Source organism: Bradyrhizobium vignae (assembly GCF_900324035.1).
Taxonomy (GTDB): domain Bacteria; phylum Pseudomonadota; class Alphaproteobacteria; order Rhizobiales; family Xanthobacteraceae; genus Bradyrhizobium; species Bradyrhizobium vignae.
Genome location: NZ_LS398110.1, coordinates 3,127,418 through 3,149,893, shown reverse-complemented (window position 1 = coordinate 3,149,893; position 22,476 = coordinate 3,127,418). Strand labels below are relative to the sequence as shown.

19 protein-coding genes and 1 riboswitch are annotated in these 22,476 nt (G+C 64.5%); of the genes, 8 read left to right on the top strand and 11 right to left on the bottom strand.

The genetic code is table 11. The features are described 5' to 3' along the window. The first annotated feature begins 6 nt into the window (after positions 1–6). Entirely contained in the window at positions 7–834 is an 828-nt protein-coding gene (locus BRAD3257_RS15105; RefSeq protein WP_122402481.1) for an isocitrate lyase/PEP mutase family protein, read from the top strand. On the opposite strand, the gene cynS is transcribed toward BRAD3257_RS15105, so the two are convergent. From cynS to BRAD3257_RS15085, 4 genes are all read right to left on the bottom strand, one after another. Next, positions 821–1,309 carry a cyanase gene (cynS, locus tag BRAD3257_RS15100; protein ID WP_122402480.1) on the bottom strand — a complete coding sequence of 163 codons (489 nt, stop codon included), beginning with the start codon at positions 1,307–1,309 and terminating at the stop codon, positions 821–823. The two genes, BRAD3257_RS15105 and cynS, sit on opposite strands and share 14 nt — an antisense overlap. 68 nt (positions 1,310–1,377) lie before the next feature. Further along, positions 1,378–2,310 (bottom strand): ABC transporter ATP-binding protein, encoded by a 933-nt coding sequence (locus BRAD3257_RS15095; protein ID WP_122402479.1) that lies wholly within the window; start codon positions 2,308–2,310, stop codon positions 1,378–1,380. Between the two features lie 5 nt (positions 2,311–2,315). Next, positions 2,316–3,155 carry a nitrate ABC transporter permease gene (gene ntrB, locus BRAD3257_RS15090; RefSeq protein ID WP_122402478.1) on the bottom strand — a complete coding sequence of 280 codons (840 nt, stop codon included), beginning with the start codon at positions 3,153–3,155 and terminating at the stop codon, positions 2,316–2,318. Positions 3,156–3,164: 9 nt separating this feature from the next. Continuing rightward, a complete protein-coding gene (locus BRAD3257_RS15085) occupies positions 3,165–4,544 on the bottom strand; it encodes a CmpA/NrtA family ABC transporter substrate-binding protein (protein WP_122402477.1) in 1,380 nt (459 codons plus the stop codon). A gap of 160 nt (positions 4,545–4,704) precedes the next feature. On the opposite strand from BRAD3257_RS15085, the gene BRAD3257_RS15080 reads away from it, so the two are divergent. Then, the gene (locus BRAD3257_RS15080) at positions 4,705–6,630 is read left to right on the top strand and encodes a sigma 54-interacting transcriptional regulator (RefSeq protein WP_122402476.1); all 1,926 of its coding nucleotides are present in this window, start codon (positions 4,705–4,707) and stop codon (positions 6,628–6,630) included. 8 nt (positions 6,631–6,638) lie between these two features. On the opposite strand, the gene BRAD3257_RS15075 is transcribed toward BRAD3257_RS15080, so the two are convergent. From BRAD3257_RS15075 to BRAD3257_RS15065, 3 genes are read right to left on the bottom strand one after another with little or no spacing between them, the layout of a single operon-like run. Continuing rightward, positions 6,639–7,517 carry a sulfurtransferase gene (locus BRAD3257_RS15075; RefSeq protein ID WP_122402475.1) on the bottom strand — a complete coding sequence of 293 codons (879 nt, stop codon included), beginning with the start codon at positions 7,515–7,517 and terminating at the stop codon, positions 6,639–6,641. Positions 7,518–7,560: 43 nt separating this feature from the next. Next, the gene (locus BRAD3257_RS15070) at positions 7,561–8,673 is read right to left on the bottom strand and encodes an acyl-CoA dehydrogenase family protein (RefSeq protein WP_162500210.1); all 1,113 of its coding nucleotides are present in this window, start codon (positions 8,671–8,673) and stop codon (positions 7,561–7,563) included. A gap of 35 nt (positions 8,674–8,708) precedes the next feature. Beyond that, positions 8,709–9,251 (bottom strand): OsmC family protein, encoded by a 543-nt coding sequence (locus BRAD3257_RS15065; protein ID WP_122402473.1) that lies wholly within the window; start codon positions 9,249–9,251, stop codon positions 8,709–8,711. A gap of 247 nt (positions 9,252–9,498) precedes the next feature. Here BRAD3257_RS15065 and BRAD3257_RS15060 point away from each other — a divergent pair, with 247 nt between their 5' ends. Then, complete coding sequence (locus tag BRAD3257_RS15060) at positions 9,499–10,146, top strand: TetR/AcrR family transcriptional regulator (RefSeq protein ID WP_122402472.1); 648 nt, start codon at positions 9,499–9,501, stop codon at positions 10,144–10,146. A 198-nt stretch (positions 10,147–10,344) separates the two neighbouring features. On the opposite strand, the gene BRAD3257_RS15055 is transcribed toward BRAD3257_RS15060, so the two are convergent. Next, on the bottom strand, positions 10,345–12,021 hold the full coding sequence (locus tag BRAD3257_RS15055) for a tetratricopeptide repeat protein (RefSeq protein WP_244607960.1): 1,677 nt from the start codon (positions 12,019–12,021) through the stop codon (positions 10,345–10,347). A 413-nt stretch (positions 12,022–12,434) separates the two neighbouring features. Between BRAD3257_RS15055 and BRAD3257_RS41020 the strand changes: the two genes are divergently transcribed. Both BRAD3257_RS41020 and BRAD3257_RS15050 read left to right on the top strand, forming a co-directional pair. Continuing rightward, a complete protein-coding gene (locus BRAD3257_RS41020; RefSeq protein ID WP_244607959.1) occupies positions 12,435–12,746 on the top strand; it encodes an IS110 family transposase in 312 nt (103 codons plus the stop codon). Next, positions 12,698–13,405, top strand: a complete 708-nt coding sequence (locus BRAD3257_RS15050; protein ID WP_244607958.1) for a transposase — start codon at positions 12,698–12,700, stop codon at positions 13,403–13,405. Before BRAD3257_RS41020 ends, BRAD3257_RS15050 begins: the two co-directional genes overlap by 49 nt. A 219-nt stretch (positions 13,406–13,624) precedes the next feature. On the opposite strand, the gene BRAD3257_RS15045 is transcribed toward BRAD3257_RS15050, so the two are convergent. Beyond that, complete coding sequence (locus BRAD3257_RS15045) at positions 13,625–14,824, bottom strand: TrmJ/YjtD family RNA methyltransferase (RefSeq protein WP_122402471.1); 1,200 nt, start codon at positions 14,822–14,824, stop codon at positions 13,625–13,627. Between the two features lie 327 nt (positions 14,825–15,151). Here BRAD3257_RS15045 and BRAD3257_RS15040 point away from each other — a divergent pair, with 327 nt between their 5' ends. Beyond that, positions 15,152–16,366: an NADP-dependent isocitrate dehydrogenase gene (locus BRAD3257_RS15040; protein WP_122402470.1), complete on the top strand. Its 1,215-nt coding sequence runs from the start codon at positions 15,152–15,154 to the stop codon at positions 16,364–16,366. A gap of 179 nt (positions 16,367–16,545) precedes the next feature. Here the strand turns inward: BRAD3257_RS15040 and BRAD3257_RS15035 are convergent, their stop codons facing one another. Then, positions 16,546–17,778, bottom strand: coding sequence for a cyclic nucleotide-gated ion channel (locus BRAD3257_RS15035; RefSeq protein WP_122402469.1), 1,233 nt, complete (start codon positions 17,776–17,778; stop codon positions 16,546–16,548). Between the two features lie 6 nt (positions 17,779–17,784). Next, positions 17,785–20,466 (bottom strand): alanine--tRNA ligase, encoded by a 2,682-nt coding sequence (alaS, locus tag BRAD3257_RS15030; protein WP_162500209.1) that lies wholly within the window; start codon positions 20,464–20,466, stop codon positions 17,785–17,787. A gap of 220 nt (positions 20,467–20,686) precedes the next feature. Next, a riboswitch (glycine riboswitch) is annotated at positions 20,687–20,775 on the top strand. A gap of 145 nt (positions 20,776–20,920) precedes the next feature. Here alaS and gcvT point away from each other — a divergent pair. Together gcvT and gcvH are read left to right on the top strand one after the other, a co-directional pair. Further along, complete coding sequence (gcvT, locus tag BRAD3257_RS15025) at positions 20,921–22,066, top strand: glycine cleavage system aminomethyltransferase GcvT (protein WP_122402467.1); 1,146 nt, start codon at positions 20,921–20,923, stop codon at positions 22,064–22,066. Positions 22,067–22,076: 10 nt separating this feature from the next. Next, on the top strand, positions 22,077–22,445 hold the full coding sequence (gene gcvH / locus BRAD3257_RS15020) for a glycine cleavage system protein GcvH (protein WP_122402466.1): 369 nt from the start codon (positions 22,077–22,079) through the stop codon (positions 22,443–22,445). Positions 22,446–22,476 lie beyond the last annotated feature (31 nt).

The window sequence follows — 22,476 nt, the reverse complement described above, 5'->3', positions numbered from 1 at the left end:
TAAACCATGACGAGCCAATTGGCCAAGGCGACCGCATTTCGCGCGCTGCATGCGCGACCGGGGGCCTTCATCATTCCCAATCCATGGGATGCCGGTACGGCCAAGCTGCTCGCGGCGATGGGCTTCGAGGCCTTGGCGACCACGAGCCTCGGGGTGGCCAACACGCTCGGCAGCGGCGGCGTCAGTCTCGACGTCATCCTCGCCAACGCGCGCGCGATCGTCGAAGCCACCGACTTGCCGGTCAGCGTGGACCTCGAGAATTGCGGCGCGGACGAGCCGAAGCGCGCGGCCGAAGCGATACGGCGTGCCGCCGAGGCCGGCGCGGTCGGGGGCTCGATCGAGGATTTCAGCGGCGATCGCGATCGCCCGATCTACGACTTTTCCCATGCCGTCGAGCGCGTCCAGGCCGCCGTGGAAGTGGCGCGCGCGCTGCCAATTCCGTTCACGCTGACGGCGCGGGCCGAGAACTTCCTGCATGGCCGCAGGGACATCGACGACACGATCCGCCGCCTGCAGGCCTTCGAGGCCGCAGGCGCCGATGTCCTGTATGCGCCCGGCCTTTACGATCTCGCCACGATCCGGACATTCGTCTCCTCGCTCGGCAAGCCGTTCAACCACGTGATGGGTTTTGCCGACCCGACGCTGACGCTCGCGCAATTGTCGGCAGCCGGCGTCAAGCGCATCAGCGTCGGCGGAGCCATGTCACGCTATGCGCTGGCCGCGTTCCTGAAGAGCGGACGCGAGATGAAGGAGAACGGCTCCTTCACCTATGTTCGCGAGATGGCACCTATCAAGGAGCTGCGCGACGCTTTCGCGTCGATCAGTCCTCCTTGAAGCCGTACTCCGGCACGTTGCCGCTGGCGCCGTAATATTTGTACGGCAGGAACTTGCCGCTCATCGTGATCTTGACGCGGTCGCCCTTGGGATTGGCGACACGTTCGAGCGCCATGTCGAAATCGATCGCCGACATGATGCCGTCGCCGAATTCTTCCTCGATCAGCGCTTTCCAGGCCGGACCGTTCACCATCACCATCTCATAGAAGCGGTAGATCAGGGGATCGGTCGGCGGCATCGGCGTGCCGGTGCCGCGCATCGGCACCTCGTTGAGCATGGCGGTCTCGGCCTTGGAGAGGCCGAACAGTTCACCGGCGTTCGCCGCCTGCGGCTTTGTCAGCTTCATCTGGCCCATGATCGCGCCGACGATCAGCACCTCGGAATAGCCGCCGATCTTCTCGCAGATGTACTTCCAGCTCCAGCCCTTCTCGCGCTTGATGTCGAGCAGCTTCTCGGTGAGGTCTTCGCGTTTCATGTCAGGGTCTCCTTGGTTTATGCGTCATGCCCGGGCTTGTCCCGGGCATCCACGTTCTTGGTCGCAACTCAGGACGACGTGGATGGCCGCGACAAGCCCGGCCATGACGTCTCCCGTGACGGCTCCGGTCTGGCATCGGATGCGATCGAAAGCCCGGGCTTGCCGATGTGCACCATCGGCACGTTGCGTGGATCGTGATCCGGCGTCTCGGCGGCGAAGGTCTTGCTGCGCGTCACCAGGAAATCGATGATGTGGTTGCGCAAGACATAGTAGAGCGGATGGCGGTGCAGCTCGGTGCGGCCGCGATCCCTGGGCAGCGGGTTCTCGACGACCTCGGCCAGCACCGCGCCGGGACCGTTGGTCATCAGGAAAATCTTGTCGGCGAGGTAGATCGCCTCGTCGACGTCATGGGTGATCATGAACGCGGTCTGCCCGGTCTCGAGGCAAATGCGCCGCACCTCGTCCTGCAGCGTACCGCGCGTCAGCGCATCCAGCGCCGAGAACGGCTCGTCCATCAGCATCATCTTCGGCGTGATCGACAGCGCCCGCGCGATGCCGACGCGCTGCTTCATTCCGCCCGAGAGCTCCGACGGATGCTTGTGCTCGGAGCCGGTGAGCCCGACGAGATCGATGAAGGTCTGCGCATGTGCTTTCACCTTGGCGCGATCCCAGCTGCGCCATTTCGAGCTCACGGCATAGGCGACGTTGCCGAGCACGGTGCGCCAGGGCAGAAGGGCATGGCTCTGGAAGATCACCGCGCGGTCGAGGCTGGTGCCCGAGATCGCCTGCCCGTCGACGATGACGGCGCCTTCGCTCGGCGCATCGAGGCCGGCGAGGATGTTGAGCACCGTGGTCTTGCCGCAGCCGGAATGGCCGATCACGCAAGCGAACTCGCCGCGCGCCATCGACAGCCACAAGTTCTCGAACACTGTCGTCATCGCGCCACCCGCGCCGGGATAGCGCTTTGCGATGCCTTCGATGGAGATGAATTTGTCGGTCACAACCTTTACTCCGGAAACGTGACCATGCGCGTGAAGCGCGCGAGGATCTGGTCCAGCAGCATGCCGACGATCCCGATCAGCAGGATCGCGATGATGACGTTGGTGATCGAGAGGTTATTCCACTCGTTCCAGACGAAATAGCCGATGCCGGTGCCGCCGACGAGCATCTCGGCCGCGACGATGACGAGCCAGGCGATGCCGATCGAAATGCGCATGCCGGTCAGGATCGTCGGCGCCGCCGCGGGAAGGATCACGGTGAAAGCGCGCCTGATCGTGCCGACCTCGAGCGTCCGTGCCACGTTGACCCACTCCTTGCGCACGCTGGCAACGCCGAACACCGTGTTGAGCAGCATCGGCCAGATCGAGCAGATGAAGATGACGAAGACCGCCGAGATCGAGGAATCCTTGATGGTGTAGAGCGCCAGCGGCATCCAGGCCAGCGGCGAGATCGGCTTCAAGACCTGGATGAAGGGATCGAGCGCCTTGCTGAGCAGCGGCGACATGCCGATGAGGAAGCCGAGCGGGATTGCGACGATCACCGCCAGCAGATAGCCGGTGCCGACGCGCCCAATGGAATAGGCAAGCTGGATGCCGAGCCCCTTGTCGTTCGGCCCGTTGTCGTAGAACGGCCGCTTCAGATGCTCCCAGAGTTTTGCGCCCACGTCGAGCGGCCCGGGCATCGCCGATTTGCCCTGCGTCGCCGTGAGCCCCATCAGCTTGGCGTATTCCGGGCTCATCGTCGCCACCGGCGCCGTAGAGCGCGTGGCGAGATGCCAGATGCCGAGAAAAGCGGCGAGCAGCACAATGGAGACGAGGCCCGCGCGAAGGCGAAGTGAGGTGGTCATCGCCTCACCTCACGACGCCTTCCTGATCTTGAAGCTCGCCAAATAGTCCTCCGGCTTCGTCGGATCGAACGTCTTGCCCATCACCGCGAACGACTTGTAGCTGCTGGCCGGCGGCGTGAGCCCCATCTCCGTCATCAGCTTCTTGGTATCGGTCGCCAGATACACCTGTTCGGCGACCGCCTTGTAGTCGACATCGCCCTTGATCTGGCCCCAGCGCTTCATCTGCGTCAGCATCCACACCGCAAAGGACTGCCAGGGGAACGGATCGAAGTCGACGCGCTTGGCGTCGGTCTTCACGCCGCCGAGGCCATCGGCATAGGTGCCGGTCAGGACCTGCTCCAGCACCGTGACCGGCGCGTTGATGTAGTTGGCCGGCGCGATGGCTTCGGCGATCTGCTTGCGGTTCTCCGCCTTCGAGGCATAGACGGTGGCATCGACGATGGCGCGCGTCAGCGCGGCAAAGCTGTTCGGCGCCGTGGTGATGAACTCGCGGCTGGCGGCGAAGCTGCAGCAGGGATGGCCGTCCCAGATCTCCTTGGAGAGCAGGTGCATGAAGCCGACGCCGTCATAGATTGCGCGCTGGCAGACATTGTCGGGCGCGAGGAAGCCGTCGATGTTGTCGGCGCGGAGGTTGGCGACCATCTCCGGCGGCGGCACCGAGCGCAGTTGCACGTCGGTGTCAGGGTCGAGGCCGGCTTCCGCGAGATAATAGCGCAGCAGGTAATTGTGCATGGAATAGTCGAAGGGGATCGCGAACTTCAGGCCCTTCCAGTCCTTCGGATCGCGCTTATCCTTGTGCTTGGTCGCCAGCACGATGCCCTGCCCGTTGATGTTCTCGATCGCGGGCACGGCGAACGGAATGGCATTGGCACCGAGGCCAAGCGAGATCGCGATCGGCATCGGCGCCAGCATGTGCGCGGCGTCGTATTCCTTGTTGATGGTCTTGTCGCGGATCACCGCCCAGCCGGCGGTCTTGACCACTTCGACATTGAGGCCGTGCTTGGAATAGAAGCCCAGCGGCGCCGCCATGATGATGGGTGTCGCGCAGGTGATCGGGATGAAGCCGACCTTGAGATCCTTTTTCTCGGGCGTGCCGGCTTGCGCGAAAACCTCGGTCGCCGTCTTGATCGGAAAGAATTGCGACAATGCAGCGAGCGCGGTGGATGCACCGACCGACTTCAGGAACGCGCGTCGCGCCACATCCTGCGGAAACATCGCGCGCATCACTGCGGAAGCGACCACGCCCTCGTAGCGCTTCTCTTCGCTCTCGAACGGATCGCAACGCAGCGCCGTCGCCTGCTCGTGCTCTTCCGCAGAACGATGCTGGCCACAGGCGCAGCCGGCTCCAAGCTTGCGATCGGGATCAAACGGATTGTCGAACGTGGACATCGGCCCTCCTGCGCGTCATTGCGAAGAACAATTACGCAAGGAGCATGCCACGGCCTTCAGCCCAGCCATTGCCTTGATAAGGCACCACTTTCAGTCACGCTTGGCCACTACGAAAAGTCGTGATAAACGAGATTTCGTAGTTCAATTACGAGATTTCGCAATGGCAACGACGCCAATGCCCATCCACGATGATGTGGCCGCCGCCAACGACCCGCGCATCGCGGCATTCGAATCCTCCGTCGAGGCGACACTGCTGGTCGATCCCTATGGCGACCAGATCGTCGACGCCAATCCCGCCGCCTGCGCCCTGCTCGGCTACGACCGCGCGCTGTTGCGGCAGACCAGGGCCAGCACGCTCCACGCCGGCGAGCTCCCCGCCCTCACCGTCTTCACCCAGGCCGTGCTGCACAAGGGCGCCTATTGGACCACGGCTCTCACCCCCCGGCATGCGACGGGGCAAAATCTCCAGCTCGAATATGCCGGCTGCCTGCTGCCGCATGACGGCCGTACGCTGCTGCTGCTGACGCTGACCGATCTCCAAGCGCGCCGCCGCCGCAATGTCGATGCGGCTGCCGAAGACCACATGCGCGGCGGCATTGCGACCTGGCAGCGGGTCGAGCGCGTATTCCAGGACATCGAGCGCGAGAACCAGCTGATCCTGCGCGCCGCCGGCGAAGGCATCTATGGCGTGAACGCGGAAGGCAAGACCACCTTCGTCAATCCCGCAGCCGAACGCATGCTGGGTTGGACCGCCGAAGAGCTGGTCGGCAAGGAGATCCACCCGATCGTTCACCACACCCATCACGACGGCCGGCACTATCACAACCATGATTGCCCGATCTATGCGGCGTTCCGCGACGGCGCCGTGCACCAGGTCGACGGCGAGGTTTTCTGGCGCAAGGACGGCTCGCCCGCCTGGGTCGAATACACCTCCACCCCGATCCGCGACCGCGGCGTCGTGGTCGGCGCCGTCGTGGTGTTTCGCGACGTCAGCCAGCGCCGCGAAGCCGACGAGAAGCTGCACGCCGCGCTCGCCGAAGTCGACCGTCTACGCGAGCGGCTGGAGCTGGAGAACGCCTACCTCCAGGAAGAAATCCGCATCGAGACCAATCCGCGCGGGATCATCGGTCAAAGTGAGGCGATCCAGAAGACGCTGCGCCAGGTGAAGCTGGTGGCGCCGACGACCGCGGCGGTGATGATCACCGGCGAATCCGGCACCGGCAAGGAGCTGATCGCGCGCGCCATCCACGAGGACTCCACCCGCAGCGACCGGCCGCTGATCCGCGTCAACTGCGCCGCCATCCCGCGCGAGTTGTTCGAGAGCGAGTTCTTCGGCCATGTCCGCGGCGCCTTCACCGGCGCAACCCGCGACCGTATCGGCCGCTTCGAGCTCGCCGATGGCGGCACGCTGTTCCTCGACGAGGTCGGCGAGATTCCGCTCGAACTGCAAGGCAAGCTGCTGCGCGTGTTGCAGGAAGGCCATTTCGAGCGTGTCGGCGAGGCGCGCACCCGCGCCGTCGACGTTCGTGTCATCGCCGCGACCAACCGCGACCTCAAGCAGGAGGTCCAGCGCGGCCGTTTCCGCGAGGACCTCTATTTCCGCCTCAACGTGTTTCCGATCGAGACGGTGCCCCTGCGCGAACGGCGCGAGGACATTCCGCTGCTCGCCCAGCATTTTCTCACGCGTGAGGGCAAGGCGCTCAAATCGAACTTGCGCCTATCCGAGGGCGATGCACGGCGGCTCGCCCGTTACGACTGGCCCGGCAACGTCCGCGAACTGCAGAACGTGATCGAGCGCGCCGCGATCCTGTCCCAGAACGGCCGCCTGCGCATCGACCTGCCCGACACCTCAGGCGCGCAAGCGCCTAGCGGCGCCGCCCGCCAGAAGCCCGACGCGCGCCCCTCCGTCATGACGTCCTCGGAAATGCGCGACCACGAACGCGCCAACATCCTCGCCGCGCTGGAGGCCTGCGCCGGAAAGGTGTTCGGCCCCGGCGGCGCAGCCGAGATGCTCGACATCAAGCCGACCACGCTGGCCTCGCGGATCAAGGCGCTGGGAATCGCGCCTCGTCCGCGGGCCATGTGATCGCGCGCTCACGCCGCCTTGGTGGTGACGTCCGTTGCAATCGGCAGACCCTGTTCGATCGGCAGCGAGGGATCGCGCGACCATTCGTTCCAGGAGCCGAAATACATCCGCACGTCCTTCACGCCGGCGTTCTTCAGCGCCAGGAACGTGTTCGAGGCGCGCGCGCCCTTGAAGCAGTAGAGGTAGACCGGCGTCGCTTGCGAGATGCCGACGGTGGCACATTCGGCCAGAATCTCGTCCCTGGACTTGAAGCGCGGGCCTTCGGCGGTCGGCTTCATCATGCGGTACCATTCCAGCCACACCGCGCCGGGGATGCGGCCCTTGCGCGGGCAGAAGTCCTTGCCGTAGGGAGACGAGCTGTCGCCGATCCACTCGTCGACGTCACGCACGTCGAGGATGGCGATGCCGGGCTTGCCGACTGCGGCCAGCATGGTCTTGGCATCGATCAGGATATCGCCGGCTTCGGGGACGATCGCAAACGTGGCTTTTGCCGGCGTCGGCACGTCCTTCGTCACCGGGAAGCCTGCGGCCGACCACGCATCGAAGCCGCCGTGCAGCACCTTCACCTTGGGATAGCCGAGCACAGTGAGAAGGTAATAGCCGCGGCATGACTGGCCGAAGCCCGAGTTCATCGACTGCTCATAGATCACCGCCGTCTCCTTGCCCGAAAGGCCGGCGCCGCCGAACGCATCGGCGAATTTGGTCTTGAGCTCGGCCATGCCCTCCGGCGTCGAGGTCGCGAGGAACGTAAAGATCTCGTGCACGTTCACGGCGCCCGGCAGGTGGCCGGCGGCGTAAGCGTCGGGATTGCGGGTGTCGATGACGACACAGGGCTCGGTCTTCAAGAGATCGGCGAGTTCGACGGCAGTGATCAGAACGTCAGTCATGGCAGCCTCTCCGTTGAGGTTGGTGGGGGTGGACTCGTAAAACTCAAAAATCGGCGAGCATCTTGCGCAGCTGCTTGGTGGCCGGCGTGACGATCGCGACGAAATAGGCCTCGCGCAGGCGCCGCTGCGCGCGGTGGCTCCTAAGGTAGCCGCGCGCGCCACAATGCAGCATCGCCGCATGCGCCGCCGCGACGCTGGCCTCGCCTGCACGAAGCCGCAGCGCAATCACCTTGCGCCAATAGGTCTCCTCCTCGTTGTAGGGATCGCGCGCCAGCGCCATCGTCTCGGACTCGAGCTCGGCGGCGAGCTCGCGGAAATGCACCGGCTGCTGCGGCAGGTAGCGGTTGATATGGCCGAGGGGATTGTCGACCTCGTCCATGATGTTGATGCAGTCCATGATGACGCCGAGCGCCATGCCGGCCTGAAGCAGGATGAACCCGGCGCGGATCTTCTTGACGAAGGGTGCAGCGGGATCGGCGAGGATCAACTCGTCCGGCACGAAGACGTCGCGAAACTGCACGCCGTAGGTGCCGGTGCCGTCCATGGCGAGGAACGGCTTGCATGGCGTCAGCGTGATCGCTGGGTCCGCGCAGTCGGCCAGGAACATGACAGTGCCCGGCTCATCCTCACGCTCGAAAATGGTGCCGAAGTAATGGTCGGGGCCGAGATTGGAGACCCAGGGCAGCGCGCCGCGCACGTTGTAGCCGCCCTCGACCCTGCGCCCCTTCAGCTTCAGTTTCTCGATGCCGAAGAAGCTCTTCATGGGATTGGAGAGCCCGGTGCCGCCGAGCACGCGACCGGTCGAGAAGGCATCGCCGAAGCGCTTTGCGAGATTCACATTGGTGGAATTCGCCGCGTACCAGACCAGCGTGTTCTGGCACCACGCCATGAAGGCCGTCGCCCCGCAGACCTGGCCAATCTCGGCCATCGCCTGAATGGCACAGCGCAGGTCCGCCGGCCCTTCGTGCGGCACGTGGCTGCCCCAGGCCCCGACCGCGCCGAACTTGCGCAGCACCCCGGCCGGATAGACCGATCCGTCGTCGATGCCGGCGGCCAGCGGCGCGAGCTCTTCGCGCGCGATCCGCGCCACCTCGCCCGCAATGGACGGTGCGGGCTGATCCAGAAATTCGGCCCGCGATAAAGCCAGTGAACCCATGATCGTCTCCCGCACCTTGTCCTGATTGCCGTCTGCTAGATGCCGACCTCGAGATTGACTGGCCGGGTGAAGGTGTTGGCGACCGGCGACCATTTCTTCACATGGGCGACCAGCGCGTTGATCTCGTCCGGCGAGATGCCCTCGCATTCCATGTCGACCTTGACCCTCACATCGGTGAAGCCGACCGGCTTGTCGGAGGTGTCGCCCGTGCCCCAGACCGCAGTGATGTTGAGATCGCCTTCGAGCTCGAGCTCGAGCTTGTTGACGATCCAGCCGCGGTGCACGGCATTGGCGTGCAGGCCGACCGCAAGGCACGAGCCGAGCGCGGCGAGCGAGGCTTCCGACGGATTGGGCGCGGTGTCGTCGCCCAAGAGGCCCGGCGGCTCGTCGACGATGTAGGGCGGCAGGTTGCGGATGTAGTTGGCGTGGCGGAATTTGCCTTCCGCGATGGTCTTGCACTTCAAGGTCTTGATGACCTTCGGGTTTGCCTTGCCATTGGCAATCAGTTGCTCGAGCCCGTTCTTGTCGATGGGCGCGAGGCAACCCGTCAGCACGGTCTTTTGAACGACGGCAGTCATCAATCTTCTCCCTGGCAGAAGTGGAAACCGGTAGGATACCGAACGGTCTGTTTCCTTGCATGGAGCGTGCCAGAGCCCGCGAAAAACAAAAGGCGAAGCTTTGGAGCCGCTTAAGCGTCCCTGCCTGCGGATTGATCAGCCGATCCTTGCTCAAACGCGATGCAGAGCGGCCCGCCCTTGCGAATCTTTTCAGCGCGAAACAGATGCGGCTTGCTGATGCGGCACGGCTGCGGGTAAGTTTGAGTCCATGGCAAAGACGTCATCGAGAAAGAATTCGCCCCACGCGGCCGCCGCCGAGGACGAGTCCGCACGCGGTCGCCTCTTGGGCGCCGCGACGCATCTGTTCTGCAAGAACGGCATCAACGCCACCGGCATCGATGCGATCATCGAAGAGGCCGGCACCGCGAAGACGACGCTCTATAAGTTGTTCGGCTCCAAGACCAATCTCGTCAACGCCGTGCTGGAGAGCGAAGGCAAGCAGTGGCGCGAATGGTTCATCGGCGCCATGGAGCAAGGCGGCGGCGATGCGCAGGCGAAACTCACGCGCATCTTCCCCGCCCTGAAGAGCTGGTTCGCCGAAGAGCGCTTCTACGGCTGTCCCTTCATCAACGCCGTCGGCGAGCATGACAAGGACGCCAAGCAGTTCCGCAACATCGCGCTGAAGCACAAGAAGATCGTGCTCGGCCACATCGAGAAGCTCGCCGCCGAGCTCGGCTCCGCCGAGCCCGCGGTGCTGGCGCACCAGCTCGGACTCATCATCGACGGCGCCATCGTCGCCGCGATGATCTCGCGCGACCCGGGCGTGGCCGATACGGCAGCTCTCACCGCCGGCCCCCTGCTCGGCCAGGCGAAGGCGAAGAAGAAGCGCGCGGCGGACCAGCTCGAGGCGGTGTAAACGCTCAGGTCTCGTAGCCCGCATGTAGCGCAGCGGAATGCGGGACACTGTCCCGGATTGCGCTTCGCGCATCCGGGCTACGCTCCCAGGGGGGCAAAGACGCAAAAGCGCCGTGCCCACCAATCCATCGCAGCTCCGTTGATCGACAGGGTGGGTACGCTTCCGCTTTGCCCACTCTGCGAGACCCCGCCCATTCGATCAGCGGCTCGCTCGCAGCGCGGCAAGCTCGACGTCGGCGGCCGGCTTCTCGATAAAGGTCCTCGGGCAATCGGCAGCCGCCTGCTCGAACAGTTTCAACGCCTCTTCCCTGGAGCCGCTCTGCAAGGCGCGCTCGGCAATATAGAAATTCGCCTCGCAGACCTGCCCCTTCTTCTTCACCGGGTTGGCGTCCTCCGCCGCGGCGCGCACTTGCTCGGACGTCGTCGTGCCAAGGAAGAGATTGACGACCGGCGCTGGCCATTTCGCCGCGTCGAGATCCTTTGCAGCCTCGCTCAGCCGGCTCGGCTGGTCACTGCGCCTGGCAACAATTTCGCGCCACAAAACCGGGTAGGCATTCCTGGGATCGAGCTGGATCGCCTGATCGAGGTCGGCCAAGGATTTGGCGAATGAAGCAATCTGCCAATAGACCCTTGCACGATGAAAATAGGCGCGGGCATCCCTGGGATCGAGCCGCACGAGTTGATCGTAATCCGCGAGCGAACGGTCGAAATCTCCCTTGGCCTTGTACGCGTTAGCGCGGAGCCCGAATGCCTCCTTGTCCCTGGGGTTGAGGCGTATCGCCTCATCAAAGTCTGCGATAGCGCGGTCAAGCTCCCCTTTCGCGTGGTAGGCCCCACCCCGAGCGCGGAGCACGGGGCCATCCGCGGACACGAGCGCAATCGATTCACCCGCGACGGACGCAGAAATAGGATCTGCGTCCTGACCTTGAAGCTGAGTCTGCCGATCGCCGGTGTTTCCTTGACCCTGACGTGCCAGCTGAATCACCTGATTGTAATCGGCAATGGCGCGATCGTAATCGCCCTTTTGAAAATAGGCGACGCCCCGGCAACCATAGGCAGACCGGCTTTGTGGGTTTAGCTCGATGATCCGATCATAGTCGACGATCGCGCGGTCGAGTTCACCCAGCTGGGAAAAGGTTTCGGCTCGGAAGTAGTAAAAATTCTCGCTTTTGGGTTTGATCTGGATGGTTTGATCCAGTGCGGCCAACGCGAGCTCTCTGTTACCCTTTGCGGAGTAAACTCGACCGCGGCACAATTGGCCGCCGCCGGTTTGCGGGCTGATCTCGACCGCACGATCGCAGTCAGCCATGGCCCGATCCGGATCGCCGTTCCGGACGTAAGAGAGACCCCGTTCGACATGCGCTATGACATTGTCCGGATGAATCAGAAGGGCCTGATCATAATCGGCAATGGCACGGACGAAGTCGCGTCTCGCCGAATAGACGTGAGCACGTCCGATATAGGCGTAGGTATTCTTCGGATCGAGCTCGATTACCTTGGCGTAATCAAGCAGCGCAGCCTCGGGCTCTCGCTTTTGGATCAGCGCAGAAGCCCTCGCGATGCGGGAGTTCAGATTGCCCGGATCGCGCTCAATGATCTCGTTGTAGTCCGCTAGCGCAAGGTCGATCTCGCCCTTCTGGCGGTAGAACATGGCGCGGCGGAAGCGCGCCATGACGACACCTTGCTGCATGCCCGTCCCCGCCGCCTGGATGATGGCCGTGCAGCCTGCGATCCTGTCATCGACGCTGAAATTTCCGACCGCGTTGCACTTGGAGGTCAAGGGCATTTCCGCGCGGGCGCAGGATATTTCGAACAAGGCAGTCAGCGCCAAAACACCGAAGCCTGCTGCCGCACAAATGAGTGTGCGGCCCACCATTCCAAACATGCAGTCCCCATCTCAATTCCCGGGGACTTCATAGCAACCGACTGCGCGTCTGCACAGCCCTTGGTTGCGGCACAAGGCGCAACTCGGGCGAGGATGAAGGTCTCGTAGGTGGGCAAAGGCGCGCAGCGCCGTGCCCACCATCTCTCTCAGCGTCGTCGATAGACATGGTGGGCACGCTTCGCTTTGCCCACCCTTGTTTTAGCGCACCGGACTAGAATGGCCTCGTTCCGTGAGGAATGGCCCAGCTCGGGTGGCCGCCCGAGCTGGGCTGCCGATCGATCGGATCGATGCCCACCGAAGCCTTGAGGGCTGCCTTTCGTAGCAGGATCGCGATCGGTACTTCATCGGGACCCGGATGGTTGAACGAACTTTAGGTTCGCACACACAAGGGAGGGTCGACGAAGATGGCCAAGCGTATCACGATCTGTGCCGGGATCGATACCGGTAAACGTAAGCTCGATGTGGCACTTGATGGCAGTTTGGAGCGGCTTCAGGCCGATAACACGCCGGATGGCTATAAAGTGCTGGTGGAATGGTTGCAGCGCCACAAGGTCAAACGGGTCGGGATCGAGGCGAGCGGCGGCTATGAGCAGGCTGTCGTCGCCGAGTTGCGGCGCCAGCGGTTTGTGGTCGTCGTATTTCAGCCGGCCCAGGTGCGCGCTATGCCGTGTTCCAGCTGCAGCGCGCCAAGAACGACAAGATCGATGCCGCGCTGATTGCGGCCTGCACCGCCGCGGTCAAGAAGATCCACGCAGCTCCGGATCCCCGCTTGCTGCCATTTGCCGAGCACCTGACGATGATCGACCAGATCACCGAGGACATTGCTCGGCTGAAGAACCGGATCGAGAGCTGCCGCAATATGCGGCTCCAGAAGCTGTGGAAGGAGGATATCGCTCGCCTGGCCAAGCGCGAGAAGGTCGAACTGAAGGCACTGGCCGCCGCAATCCGTGAGCATCGCGATCTTGCCGAGCGGCTCGACTTGATCAACAGCATCGATGGTATCGGGCTAAAGACCGCCATGGTCATTCTGGTGCGGATGCCCGAGATCGGTCAGATCACGCGCGAGCAAGCGGCCGCGCTGGCTGGCATTGCCCCTTACGATGACGACAGCGGCGATCGCACCGGCGTTCGTCACATCGCCGGCGGGCGTGAACGGCTGCGACGTGCGCTCTTTACTGCGGCGCTGCCGGCGTCATTTCGCTGGAATCCGCAGCTCATCACGCTCTATGGAAGGCTGATGGGAGCAGGCAAGGAACACAAGCGCGCATTGATCGCTTGCGCCAGAAAGCTATTAATCTTCGCCAACACAGTGGTCGCCCGGGGCACGCCTTGGCAGACAAAACCGCCCGAGATCGCGAGGGCTCCGGCTACCTGATGGCGTTTCTTTGTTCGGCCGAAGCACCGTTTCTTCGTCCCGACCTGCCGTCACAAAGACGCCGCGCGCCGCGGCCGTCAAAGGCTGGCCGTCGCCCTGGCCTCAACTCCATCTCCGCTGCCGCCAGGCCACGCCTTGACGGCCGCAAGCACGGCGTCATGCTACCCTCAGCGATCGGGCGAATCTAATGGTTGCTACGAGACCTCCACCCGACGAAACCTACGCTCCCCGCTCCATCATCCCCTGCAGCCGCACCAGCTCCGCCTCCAGATCGCGCTCCACATCCACTGCCCGGATGTCGAGCACCCGATAATCCCGCGCCTCGAGCCAGGCCCGCCGTCCCGCGCGGTCGGCGGCGATCGCCTCGCCCTCGCCCGGGTTCACCAGCTCGATCGCTATCCGGTGCGGGAAGGAGACGAAGTCCGGGATGTGGCGCCCCACCGGGGTCTGGCGCTTGAACCCACCTGCGAAGCGGCGGTCGCGGGTCAGGGCCTGCCAGAGCAGCCGCTCGGCGTCGGTCGGGTTGCGGCGGAGCAGGCGGGCAAGGCCGCGCACCGTCGAGCCGCTATCGGGGATGCCGCCGCCCTGCCCGTGCTCGGCCAGCAGCGCGCGCAGGCGCGTGGCCTGCTCGCCGTCGAGCACGCCGCCCTTGGCCGGACCTTTGCGGCCCTCGGCGATCGCCATGATCACGCCGTGCAGCGTGTGCATGTCCTGCTTGGTCGGCTCCATCCGCGTGAAGATGTTGCGCAGGTTCACCAGCATGGTATCGCGCTTCTCGGCCGGCCGCAGGAATTCCACCTTGTCGAGCTCGCGCACGAGATTGTCGAAGAAGGCCTGCATCTGGTGCTGGGAGGCGCGCTCGGATCTTTCAGGCATGGCGTGCGGCAGCGCGCCCGAGGTCGCCTGCTTGAACCATTCATAGCCGACCAGCAGCACCGCCTGGGCGAGATTGAGCGAGGCAAAGCCCGGATTGACCGGGAAGGTGATGATACGGTTGGAGAGCCCGACCTCCTCATTGGTCAGCCCCCAGCGCTCGCGGCCGAACAGAATGCCGGCCCTGCCGCCGGTCGCGAGGTGCCCAGCGATCTCGCTAGCTGCGGCCTCCGGCCCGACCACCGGCTTGGCCTGGTCGTGGGGGCGTGCGGTGGTGGCGAACAGCAGGTCGAGATCGGCGACCGCCTCTTGCACCGTGCCGAACAATTCGACCTTTTCCAGGATGTGGTCGGCGCCGGCCGCCGCCCGCTGGGCCGCGATGTTGGGCCAGCCGTCCCGGGGGTTGACGATGCGTAAGCGCCCGAGGGCGAAGTTGCCCATGGCGCGTGCGGCCATGCCGATGTTTTCGCCGAGCTGCGGCTCGACCAGGATGACGATGGGACCGTCGAGGGAAAGGCCCGCCTTGCTCTTGTCAGTCCCCGACATCTCGCTTCGCTTTCACACTGTCTCTCAAGGCCTTGGCAAGGCCACCTGAGGAATTGATTCAAGCGGTCCCCAGCACCGGGCCGCCCTCGCGGTCTGTCGTTTGCCTGTCCTGACAAAATTCTCAAGGGAAATAACGGGTTGGATTCGACTTTTGAATCTCGTCTGAAACCTCGTCCCTGCCCGCCGCCCCCGCTCCCCGTCTGGGGAAGCTGGATGAGCTAAAAGTGCATAATCCCTTGGCTTTCGCCCGCTGCTATCAGGTGCTAAGAGGCGGCGGATATTCCCGTGGCGCAACAAAAGCGCCGTTCCCAAGAGGCTTCCCCGATCATGGCAAAAATCAAGGTATCCAATCCCGTCGTCGAGCTCGATGGCGACGAGATGACCCGGATCATCTGGCAGTACATCAAGGACAAGTTGATCAACCCGTTCCTGGATGTCGAGCTGCTCTATTTCGACCTGGGCATGGAGTACCGCGATCACACCAACGATCAGGTCACGATCGACGCCGCCGAGGCGATCAAGAAGGTCGGTGTCGGCGTCAAGTGCGCCACCATCACCCCCGATGAAGCCCGGGTGAAGGAGTTCAATCTCAAGCAGATGTGGAAGTCGCCGAACGGCACCATCCGCAACATCCTCGGCGGCGTGATCTTCCGCGAGCCGATCATCTGCAAGAACGTGCCGCGCCTGGTTCCCGGCTGGACCAAGCCGATCATCATCGGCCGCCACGCCTATGGCGACCAGTACCGCGCCACCGACATCAAGTTCCCGGGCAAGGGTACCCTCTCGTTGAAGTTCGTCGGCGAGGACGGCACCGTGATCGAGAAGGAAGTGTTCAAGGCCCCCGGCGCCGGCGTCGCCATGGAGATGTACAATCTCGACGACTCCATCATCGACTTCGCCCGCGCCTCCTTCAATTACGGCCTGCTCCGCAATTACCCGGTTTACCTGTCGACCAAGAACACCATCCTCAAGGTCTACGACGGGCGCTTCAAGGACATCTTCCAGGACATCTTCGACCGCGAGTTCAAGAAGGAATTCGACGCCAAGGGCCTCACTTACGAGCACCGCCTGATCGACGACATGGTCGCCTCGGCGCTGAAATGGTCCGGCGGCTATGTCTGGGCCTGTAAGAACTACGACGGCGACGTGCAGTCCGACACGGTCGCGCAGGGCTACGGCTCGCTCGGCCTGATGACCTCGGTGCTGCTCACCCCCGACGGCAAGACTGTCGAGGCCGAAGCCGCCCACGGCACGGTGACCCGCCATTACCGCGAGCACCAGAAGGGCAAGGAGACTTCGACCAACTCGATCGCCTCGATCTTCGCCTGGACCCGTGGCCTCGCCCACCGCGCCAAGCTCGACAACAACCCCGAGCTTGCCAAGTTCGCGGCCACGCTGGAGAAGGTCTGCGTCGACACCGTCGAGGCCGGTTACATGACCAAGGACCTCGCGCTCCTGGTCGGCGCCGACCAGCGCTGGCTCTCGACCACCGGCTTCCTCGATAAAGTCGCCGAGAACCTGACCAAGGCGCTGGCGGCGTAAGCCGCCTGCACGCTGTCATTGCGAGCGAAGCGAAGCAATCCAGGATCCCTCCGGGGAAACAGTCTGGATTTGCTTCGTCGCTTCAGCGACAAGATTGCCTTGCAATCTTGTCGCGCGCTCCTCGCAATGACGGACACTGGCGAGCATCGCCGTTCTCAGCTGATAGGAGTGCAGCGAAGCTATTCGCTGCGTCCCCCGCCTTCCTTCTCCGCCTGCGCCAGCTCGGCGAGCGCGAGATCGCCGCTGTCGGCAAGCCTTGCCTTGGCAGTGGTGTGGACGTGGGCGGCTAGCGTCGGCATGCGCGCGATCAGGGCGTGAAAATCCTGGGCATCGAGCACCAGCAGGCGCGTCTTGCGCGTCGCCGTCACCGTGCCGCTGCGTTTGGTTTTGTGCAGCAGCGCGATCTCGCCGAAGAAGGTGCCGTCGGATAGCCGCACATGCTGGCTCGGCAGCGCGATCTCGACCTCGCCGGCGGTAATGAAATACATCGACGACGCCGGATCGCCCCGTCGCACCAGAATCTCGCCCTGCTCGATGGTGCGCGCCCGCAAGAGCCGCATGATGTCGGCGATCTCCGCGGCCGCCAGATGCGAGAACAGCGGCACCCGCGCCAGCATGCCCCAGGTGACGACGAAATCGCGCCGCTTCACCTCTTCCGCGAATGCGGTCGAGATGATCGCGACCGGCAGCGCGATCATGGCGAAGCCCGAGATGATGGCGAAGGTGGAGATGAACTTGCCGAGCGGCGTCAGCGGCACGACGTCGCCGTAGCCGACGGTGCCGAGCGTTACGATCGCCCACCACATCGCCTGCGGGATGGTGCCGAGCTTGTCCGGCTGCACGTCGCGCTCGATGGCATAGAGCAGCGAGGCGAAGGTCAGCACCGCGCCGATCAGGATGACGATGCAGCCGATCAGCGCCCGCCGCTCGGCATGCACCGCGGCGAGCAGCGAGCGCATCGCCGGCGAATAACGGATCAGCTTGAAGAACGGCAGCACGCCGAGGGCTGCCAGCGTCGCGTGCCGGCCGGTCGCGAGCACGATTCCCGCTGGCAGGAACGCCATGAGATCAATGATGCCGAGCGCAGAAAAGGCATAGCCCAGCCGGTCGGACAGCGCCGATCCTCTGCCTTGGGTATGCCCCGCCACCGTCCACAGCCGCGCCGCATATTCCAGCGCGAACACGAGCACGGACAGGATGGAGATGCCTGCGAACAGCGCGCCAAACCGGGCGTCGAGCTCCGGCACCGAGGCGAGGATCATCGCGGCTACATTGAGCACGACCACGCCGATGATCAGCTGGATGAAGCGCGACCCGACCGAATAGGCCAGCGGATCGTGCTCCAGCAATTCGTAGAGGCGATCCCGTAAGTTCGGATCGCGAAGCCCACGTCCTCGCGGAACGGTGGACATGAGGCTTTAAGCGCCCGCCATCGCTTTTTCGATCGCCGACAGCGCCGCGGCCGCCTTGGCCCCATCGGGGCCGCCGGCCTGGGCCATGTCGGGCCGGCCACCGCCGCCCTTGCCGCCGAGCGCTTCGGACGCGATGCGCACGAGGTTCACGGCGTTGAAGCGCGCGGTGAGGTCTTGCGTGACGCCGACCACGACACCGGCCTTGCCGTCCTCGGTGACGCCGACGATGGCGACGACCCCCGAGCCGAGCTGCTTCTTGCCGTCATCGGCAAGGCTCTTGAGATCCTTCATCTCGATGCCCTCGACGGCGCGCGCCATCAGCTTGACGTCGCCGACCTCGCGCACGCCCGCGGCAGCGCCATTGCTGGCGGCGGCAGCGCCACCGCCCATCGCCAGCTTCTTGCGGGCGTCGGAGAGCTCGCGCTCCAGCTTCTTGCGCTCCTCCATCAGCGCGGCGATGCGCGCCGGCACGTCGTCGAGGGAGGTGCGCAGCTCGTTCGCCGCGGTCTTCGCCAGCGCCATGGTCTCGTTGGCGTGCCTGCGCGCATAATTGCCGGTCAGCGCCTCGATGCGGCGCACGCCGGAGGCGACCGCGCTCTCGCTGGTCAGCGTGATCAGGCCGATGTCGCCGGTGCGCCTCACATGGGTGCCGCCGCAGAGCTCGACCGACCAGCCGAGCGCGTTGGCGCCGCGCTCGCGCGCGGTCTTGCCCATCGAGACGACGCGGACCTCGTCACCATACTTTTCGCCGAACAGCGCGCGCGCTCCCGCCTCCCGCGCCTCGTCGACGCCCATCACGCGAGTGGTGACCTCGTCGTTCTCCAGCACCACGTCATTGGCGATATCCTCGACGCGAGCGAGCTCCTCGGCCGTGATCGGCTTCGGATGCACGAAGTCGAAGCGCAGCCGGTCGGGTGCGACCAGCGAGCCGCGCTGGGCGATGTGGTCGCCGAGCACCTGGCGCAGCGCCTCGTGGATCAGATGCGTCGCCGAGTGATGCGCGCGGATCGAGGAGCGGCGCGAATGATCGACCTCGAGCTGCAGCGCAGCGCCGAGCTTCAGCTCTCCACTCTCGACCGCGCCGATGTGAACGAAGAGATCGCCGAGCTTCTTCTGCGTGTCGGTGACGCGGAATTTGAGGCCGCCCTCGCCCGTCAGCACGCCGGTGTCGCCGACCTGACCACCGGACTCCGCATAGAACGGCGTCTGGTTGAGCACGATCGAACCCGTCTCGCCGGCTTTGAGGCTGGCAACCTCCTGGCCGTCCTTGACCAGGGCGGAGACGACGCCCTCGGCGCTCTCGGTCTCGTAGCCCAGAAATTCGGTGGCGCCGAGCTTCTCACGCAGCGGGAACCAGATTGCCTCGGAAGCCGCTTCACCAGACCCCTTCCAGGACTCGCGCGCCTTGGCCTTCTGGCGCTCCATGGCGTCGTTGAACGAAGCCTGGTCGACGCCGATGCCGCGCGACTTCAGCGCGTCCTGCGTCAGATCGAGCGGGAAGCCATAGGTGTCGTACAGCGTGAAGGCGACGTCGCCGTCGAACATGTCGCCCTTTTTCAGACCTGCGCTCTTCTCATCGAGGATGGCCAAGCCGCGCGACAGCGTCTTGCGGAAGCGCGTCTCTTCCAGCCGCAGCGTTTCCTCGATCAGCTTCTCCGCGCGCATCAGCTCGGGGTAAGCCTGGCCCATCTCGCGCACCAGCGCCCAGACCAGCCGGTGCATCAAGGGCTCTTTCGCACCCAGCAGCTGCGCATGGCGCATCGCCCGCCGCATGATCCGGCGCAGCACGTAGCCGCGGCCCTCGTTCGAAGGCAGCACGCCGTCGGAGACGAGGAAGGCCGAGGAGCGCAAGTGGTCGGCGATGACGCGGAACGAGGCCGCATTCTGCTCGGTCGGTCCGCTGCCCAGCGCGGACGCGGTCGCGTCGATCAGGTTACGGAACAGGTCGGTCTCGAACACGCTCTCGACGCCCTGGAGGATGCAGGCCATGCGCTCCAGGCCCATGCCGGTGTCGATCGAGGGACGCGGCAGATCCACGCGCTCCTCCTTCGTCACCTGCTCGTATTGCATGAACACGAGATTCCAGAATTCGAGGAAGCGATCGCCGTCCTCCTCCGGCGAGCCCGGAGGCCCGCCCCAGATGTGCTCGCCGCGGTCGATGAAGATCTCCGAGCAAGGGCCGCACGGCCCGGTGTCGCCCATCGCCCAGAAATTGTCCGAAGTCGGGATACGGATGATGCGGTCGTCGGCGAAGCCCGCGATCTTCTTCCACAGGCCCGCCGCCTCATCGTCGGTGTGATAGACCGTGACGAGCAGCTTGTCCTTCTTCAGCCCGAACTCGGAGGTGATCAGCTTCCAGGCGAGCTCGATCGCGCGCTCCTTGAAATAGTCGCCGAACGAGAAATTGCCGAGCATCTCGAAGAAGGTGAGATGGCGCGCGGTGTAGCCGACATTGTCGAGGTCGTTGTGCTTGCCGCCGGCGCGCACGCATTTCTGCGAGGTGGTGGCGCGCTGATAGGGGCGCTTCTCGACGCCGGTGAAGACGTTCTTGAACTGCACCATGCCGGCATTGGTGAACATCAAGGTCGGGTCGTTGCGCGGCACGAGTGGCGAGGACGGCACGACCTCGTGGCCGTTCTCGGCAAAGAAGTTCAGAAAGGTCGACCTGATCTCGTTGACGCCGCTCATGTTCATCCAATCGGGTATGCTTGGGCCCGCTGCCGCCGTCCAAACCGGAAATTAAGGCTGATATCTGCGGGCCAAAGCGCTTTTAGACAAGGCCAGCTTCGCTGTCCAGAAACTGTGCAAGGAGATCAGAGGGTTGCCGCAGGCGCGCAATCCCGTTGAAAGGCACAGAAGTCGCGTTGACAGGCTTGGCCGGCCTGTGGTCTCTACCCATCTGTATCGTACGGCCACGTCGGGAGAGACCGGCACTGGTGCCGGCGCCGAAGGAGCAACCGCCCCGGAAACTCTCAGGCAAAAGGACCGCGTGGCTTTGACAGCATCTGGAAAGAGGCGCCGACGGGCATAAGACCCGGACTGCGTCCGCCGACGGGATAATACTCTCAGGCACAGCGACAGATGGGGCTTCGACCGGTGTCCATCGGGGAATCCTCCCCGGGAACCGCCGAGGGCCCCTTACATGCTAGCGAATAACCAAGACTCCCTGAAACGTACACCCCTCCACAGCCTCCATGTGTCCCTGGGCGGCAAGATGGTGCCGTTCGCGGGCTATGACATGCCCGTGCAGTACCCCGCGGGCGTCCTGAAGGAGCACCTTCATACCCGGGCCTCCGCCGGCCTGTTCGACGTCTCCCATATGGGCCAGATCGCGCTCCGGCCGAAATCCGGGAGGATCGAGGACGCCGCCCGCGCGCTGGAGCGGCTGGTGCCGCAGGATATCGTGGCGATCGCCGCGGGGCGGCAGCGCTATGCCCAGTTCACCAATGACGATGGCGGCATTCTCGACGACCTCATGGTCGCCAATTTCGGCGATCACCTGTTCCTGGTCGTCAACGCCGCCTGCAAGGCTGAGGACGAGGCGCATCTGCGCGCGAATCTCTCTGGCGACTGCATCATCGATTCGCTGGAAGGCCGCGCGCTGATCGCGCTGCAGGGCCCGAAGGCGGAAACGGTGCTGGCGAAATTCTGTGCAGAGGCCCCGGCGATGAAGTTCATGGACGCCGGTCCGCATGAGGTTGCCGGCATCAAGTGCTTCGTCTCGCGTTCCGGCTACACCGGCGAGGACGGTTTTGAGATCTCGGTTCCCGCCGCCGATGCCGAACGCCTCGCCAAGATGCTGCTGGATAATCCGGACGTGCTGCCGATCGGCCTGGGCGCCCGCGACAGCCTGCGGCTGGAAGCCGGGCTCTGCCTGTACGGCCACGACATCGACACCGCGACCACGCCGGTCGAAGCCGCGCTGGAATGGTCGGTACAGAAGAGCCGCCGCAGCGGCGGGACGCGCGCCGGCGGTTTTCCCGGCGCAGAGAAGATCCTCGCCCATTTCGATGGCGGCGCGCCCCGCCGCCGCGTCGGACTGCTCGCCCTGGGCCGCGCGCCGGTGCGCGAGGGCGCGCTACTTTTTGCCGACGCTGCGGGCGGCGAGCCCATCGGACAAGTCACCTCGGGCGGTTTCGGCCCGAGCCTGAGCGCGCCGGTCGCGATGGGCTACGTGCCTGCGAGCCTCGCCGCGCTCGGCACAAAACTCTTCGCCGAGGTGCGCGGCCAGCGACTGCCGCTCGCAGTCGCCGCCATGCCTTTCGTGAAAAACACCTACAAACGCTGAGGACGAGACAATGACCACGACGCTGTACACCTCCGACCACGAATGGCTCGCCATCGACGGCGATACCGCCACGGTCGGCATCACCGATTACGCGCAGCAGCAGCTCGGCGACGTCGTGTTCGTCGAACTGCCCAAGGTCGGCCGCGCGCTGAAGAAGGCCGAAGCCGCCGCCGTCGTGGAATCGGTCAAGGCCGCCTCCGACGTCTACGCACCTGTTACCGGCGAAGTGCTCGAGACCAACGAGGCGCTGGCCGCCGAACCGGCGCTGGTGAACTCGGACGCGCAAGGCGCGGCCTGGTTCTTCAAGATCAGGATCGCCGACAAAAGCGAGCTCGGCGGCCTCATGGATGAAGCCGCCTACAAGGCGCATACGGCGTGAGATGACGAGAACTCTAACCTCATTCTCAGTG

Bases quoted from the DNA above. Each gene is read 5' to 3' on its own strand.
- BRAD3257_RS15105 (WP_122402481.1), top strand. From the start codon at position 7: ATGACGAGCCAATTGGCCAAGGCGACCGCATTTCGCGCGCTGCATGCG.
- cynS (WP_122402480.1), bottom strand. From the start codon at position 1,309: ATGAAACGCGAAGACCTCACCGAGAAGCTGCTCGACATCAAGCGCGAG.
- ntrB (WP_122402478.1), bottom strand. From the start codon at position 3,155: ATGACCACCTCACTTCGCCTTCGCGCGGGCCTCGTCTCCATTGTGCTG.
- BRAD3257_RS15085 (WP_122402477.1), bottom strand. From the start codon at position 4,544: ATGTCCACGTTCGACAATCCGTTTGATCCCGATCGCAAGCTTGGAGCC.
- BRAD3257_RS15080 (WP_122402476.1), top strand. From the start codon at position 4,705: ATGGCAACGACGCCAATGCCCATCCACGATGATGTGGCCGCCGCCAAC.
- BRAD3257_RS15075 (WP_122402475.1), bottom strand. From the start codon at position 7,517: ATGACTGACGTTCTGATCACTGCCGTCGAACTCGCCGATCTCTTGAAG.
- BRAD3257_RS15070 (WP_162500210.1), bottom strand. From the start codon at position 8,673: ATGGGTTCACTGGCTTTATCGCGGGCCGAATTTCTGGATCAGCCCGCA.
- BRAD3257_RS15065 (WP_122402473.1), bottom strand. From the start codon at position 9,251: ATGACTGCCGTCGTTCAAAAGACCGTGCTGACGGGTTGCCTCGCGCCC.
- BRAD3257_RS15060 (WP_122402472.1), top strand. From the start codon at position 9,499: ATGGCAAAGACGTCATCGAGAAAGAATTCGCCCCACGCGGCCGCCGCC.
- BRAD3257_RS15055 (WP_244607960.1), bottom strand. From the start codon at position 12,021: ATGGTGGGCCGCACACTCATTTGTGCGGCAGCAGGCTTCGGTGTTTTG.
- BRAD3257_RS41020 (WP_244607959.1), top strand. From the start codon at position 12,435: ATGGCCAAGCGTATCACGATCTGTGCCGGGATCGATACCGGTAAACGT.
- BRAD3257_RS15045 (WP_122402471.1), bottom strand. From the start codon at position 14,824: ATGTCGGGGACTGACAAGAGCAAGGCGGGCCTTTCCCTCGACGGTCCC.
- BRAD3257_RS15040 (WP_122402470.1), top strand. From the start codon at position 15,152: ATGGCAAAAATCAAGGTATCCAATCCCGTCGTCGAGCTCGATGGCGAC.
- BRAD3257_RS15035 (WP_122402469.1), bottom strand. From the start codon at position 17,778: ATGTCCACCGTTCCGCGAGGACGTGGGCTTCGCGATCCGAACTTACGG.
- alaS (WP_162500209.1), bottom strand. From the start codon at position 20,466: ATGAGCGGCGTCAACGAGATCAGGTCGACCTTTCTGAACTTCTTTGCC.
- gcvT (WP_122402467.1), top strand. From the start codon at position 20,921: ATGCTAGCGAATAACCAAGACTCCCTGAAACGTACACCCCTCCACAGC.
- gcvH (WP_122402466.1), top strand. From the start codon at position 22,077: ATGACCACGACGCTGTACACCTCCGACCACGAATGGCTCGCCATCGAC.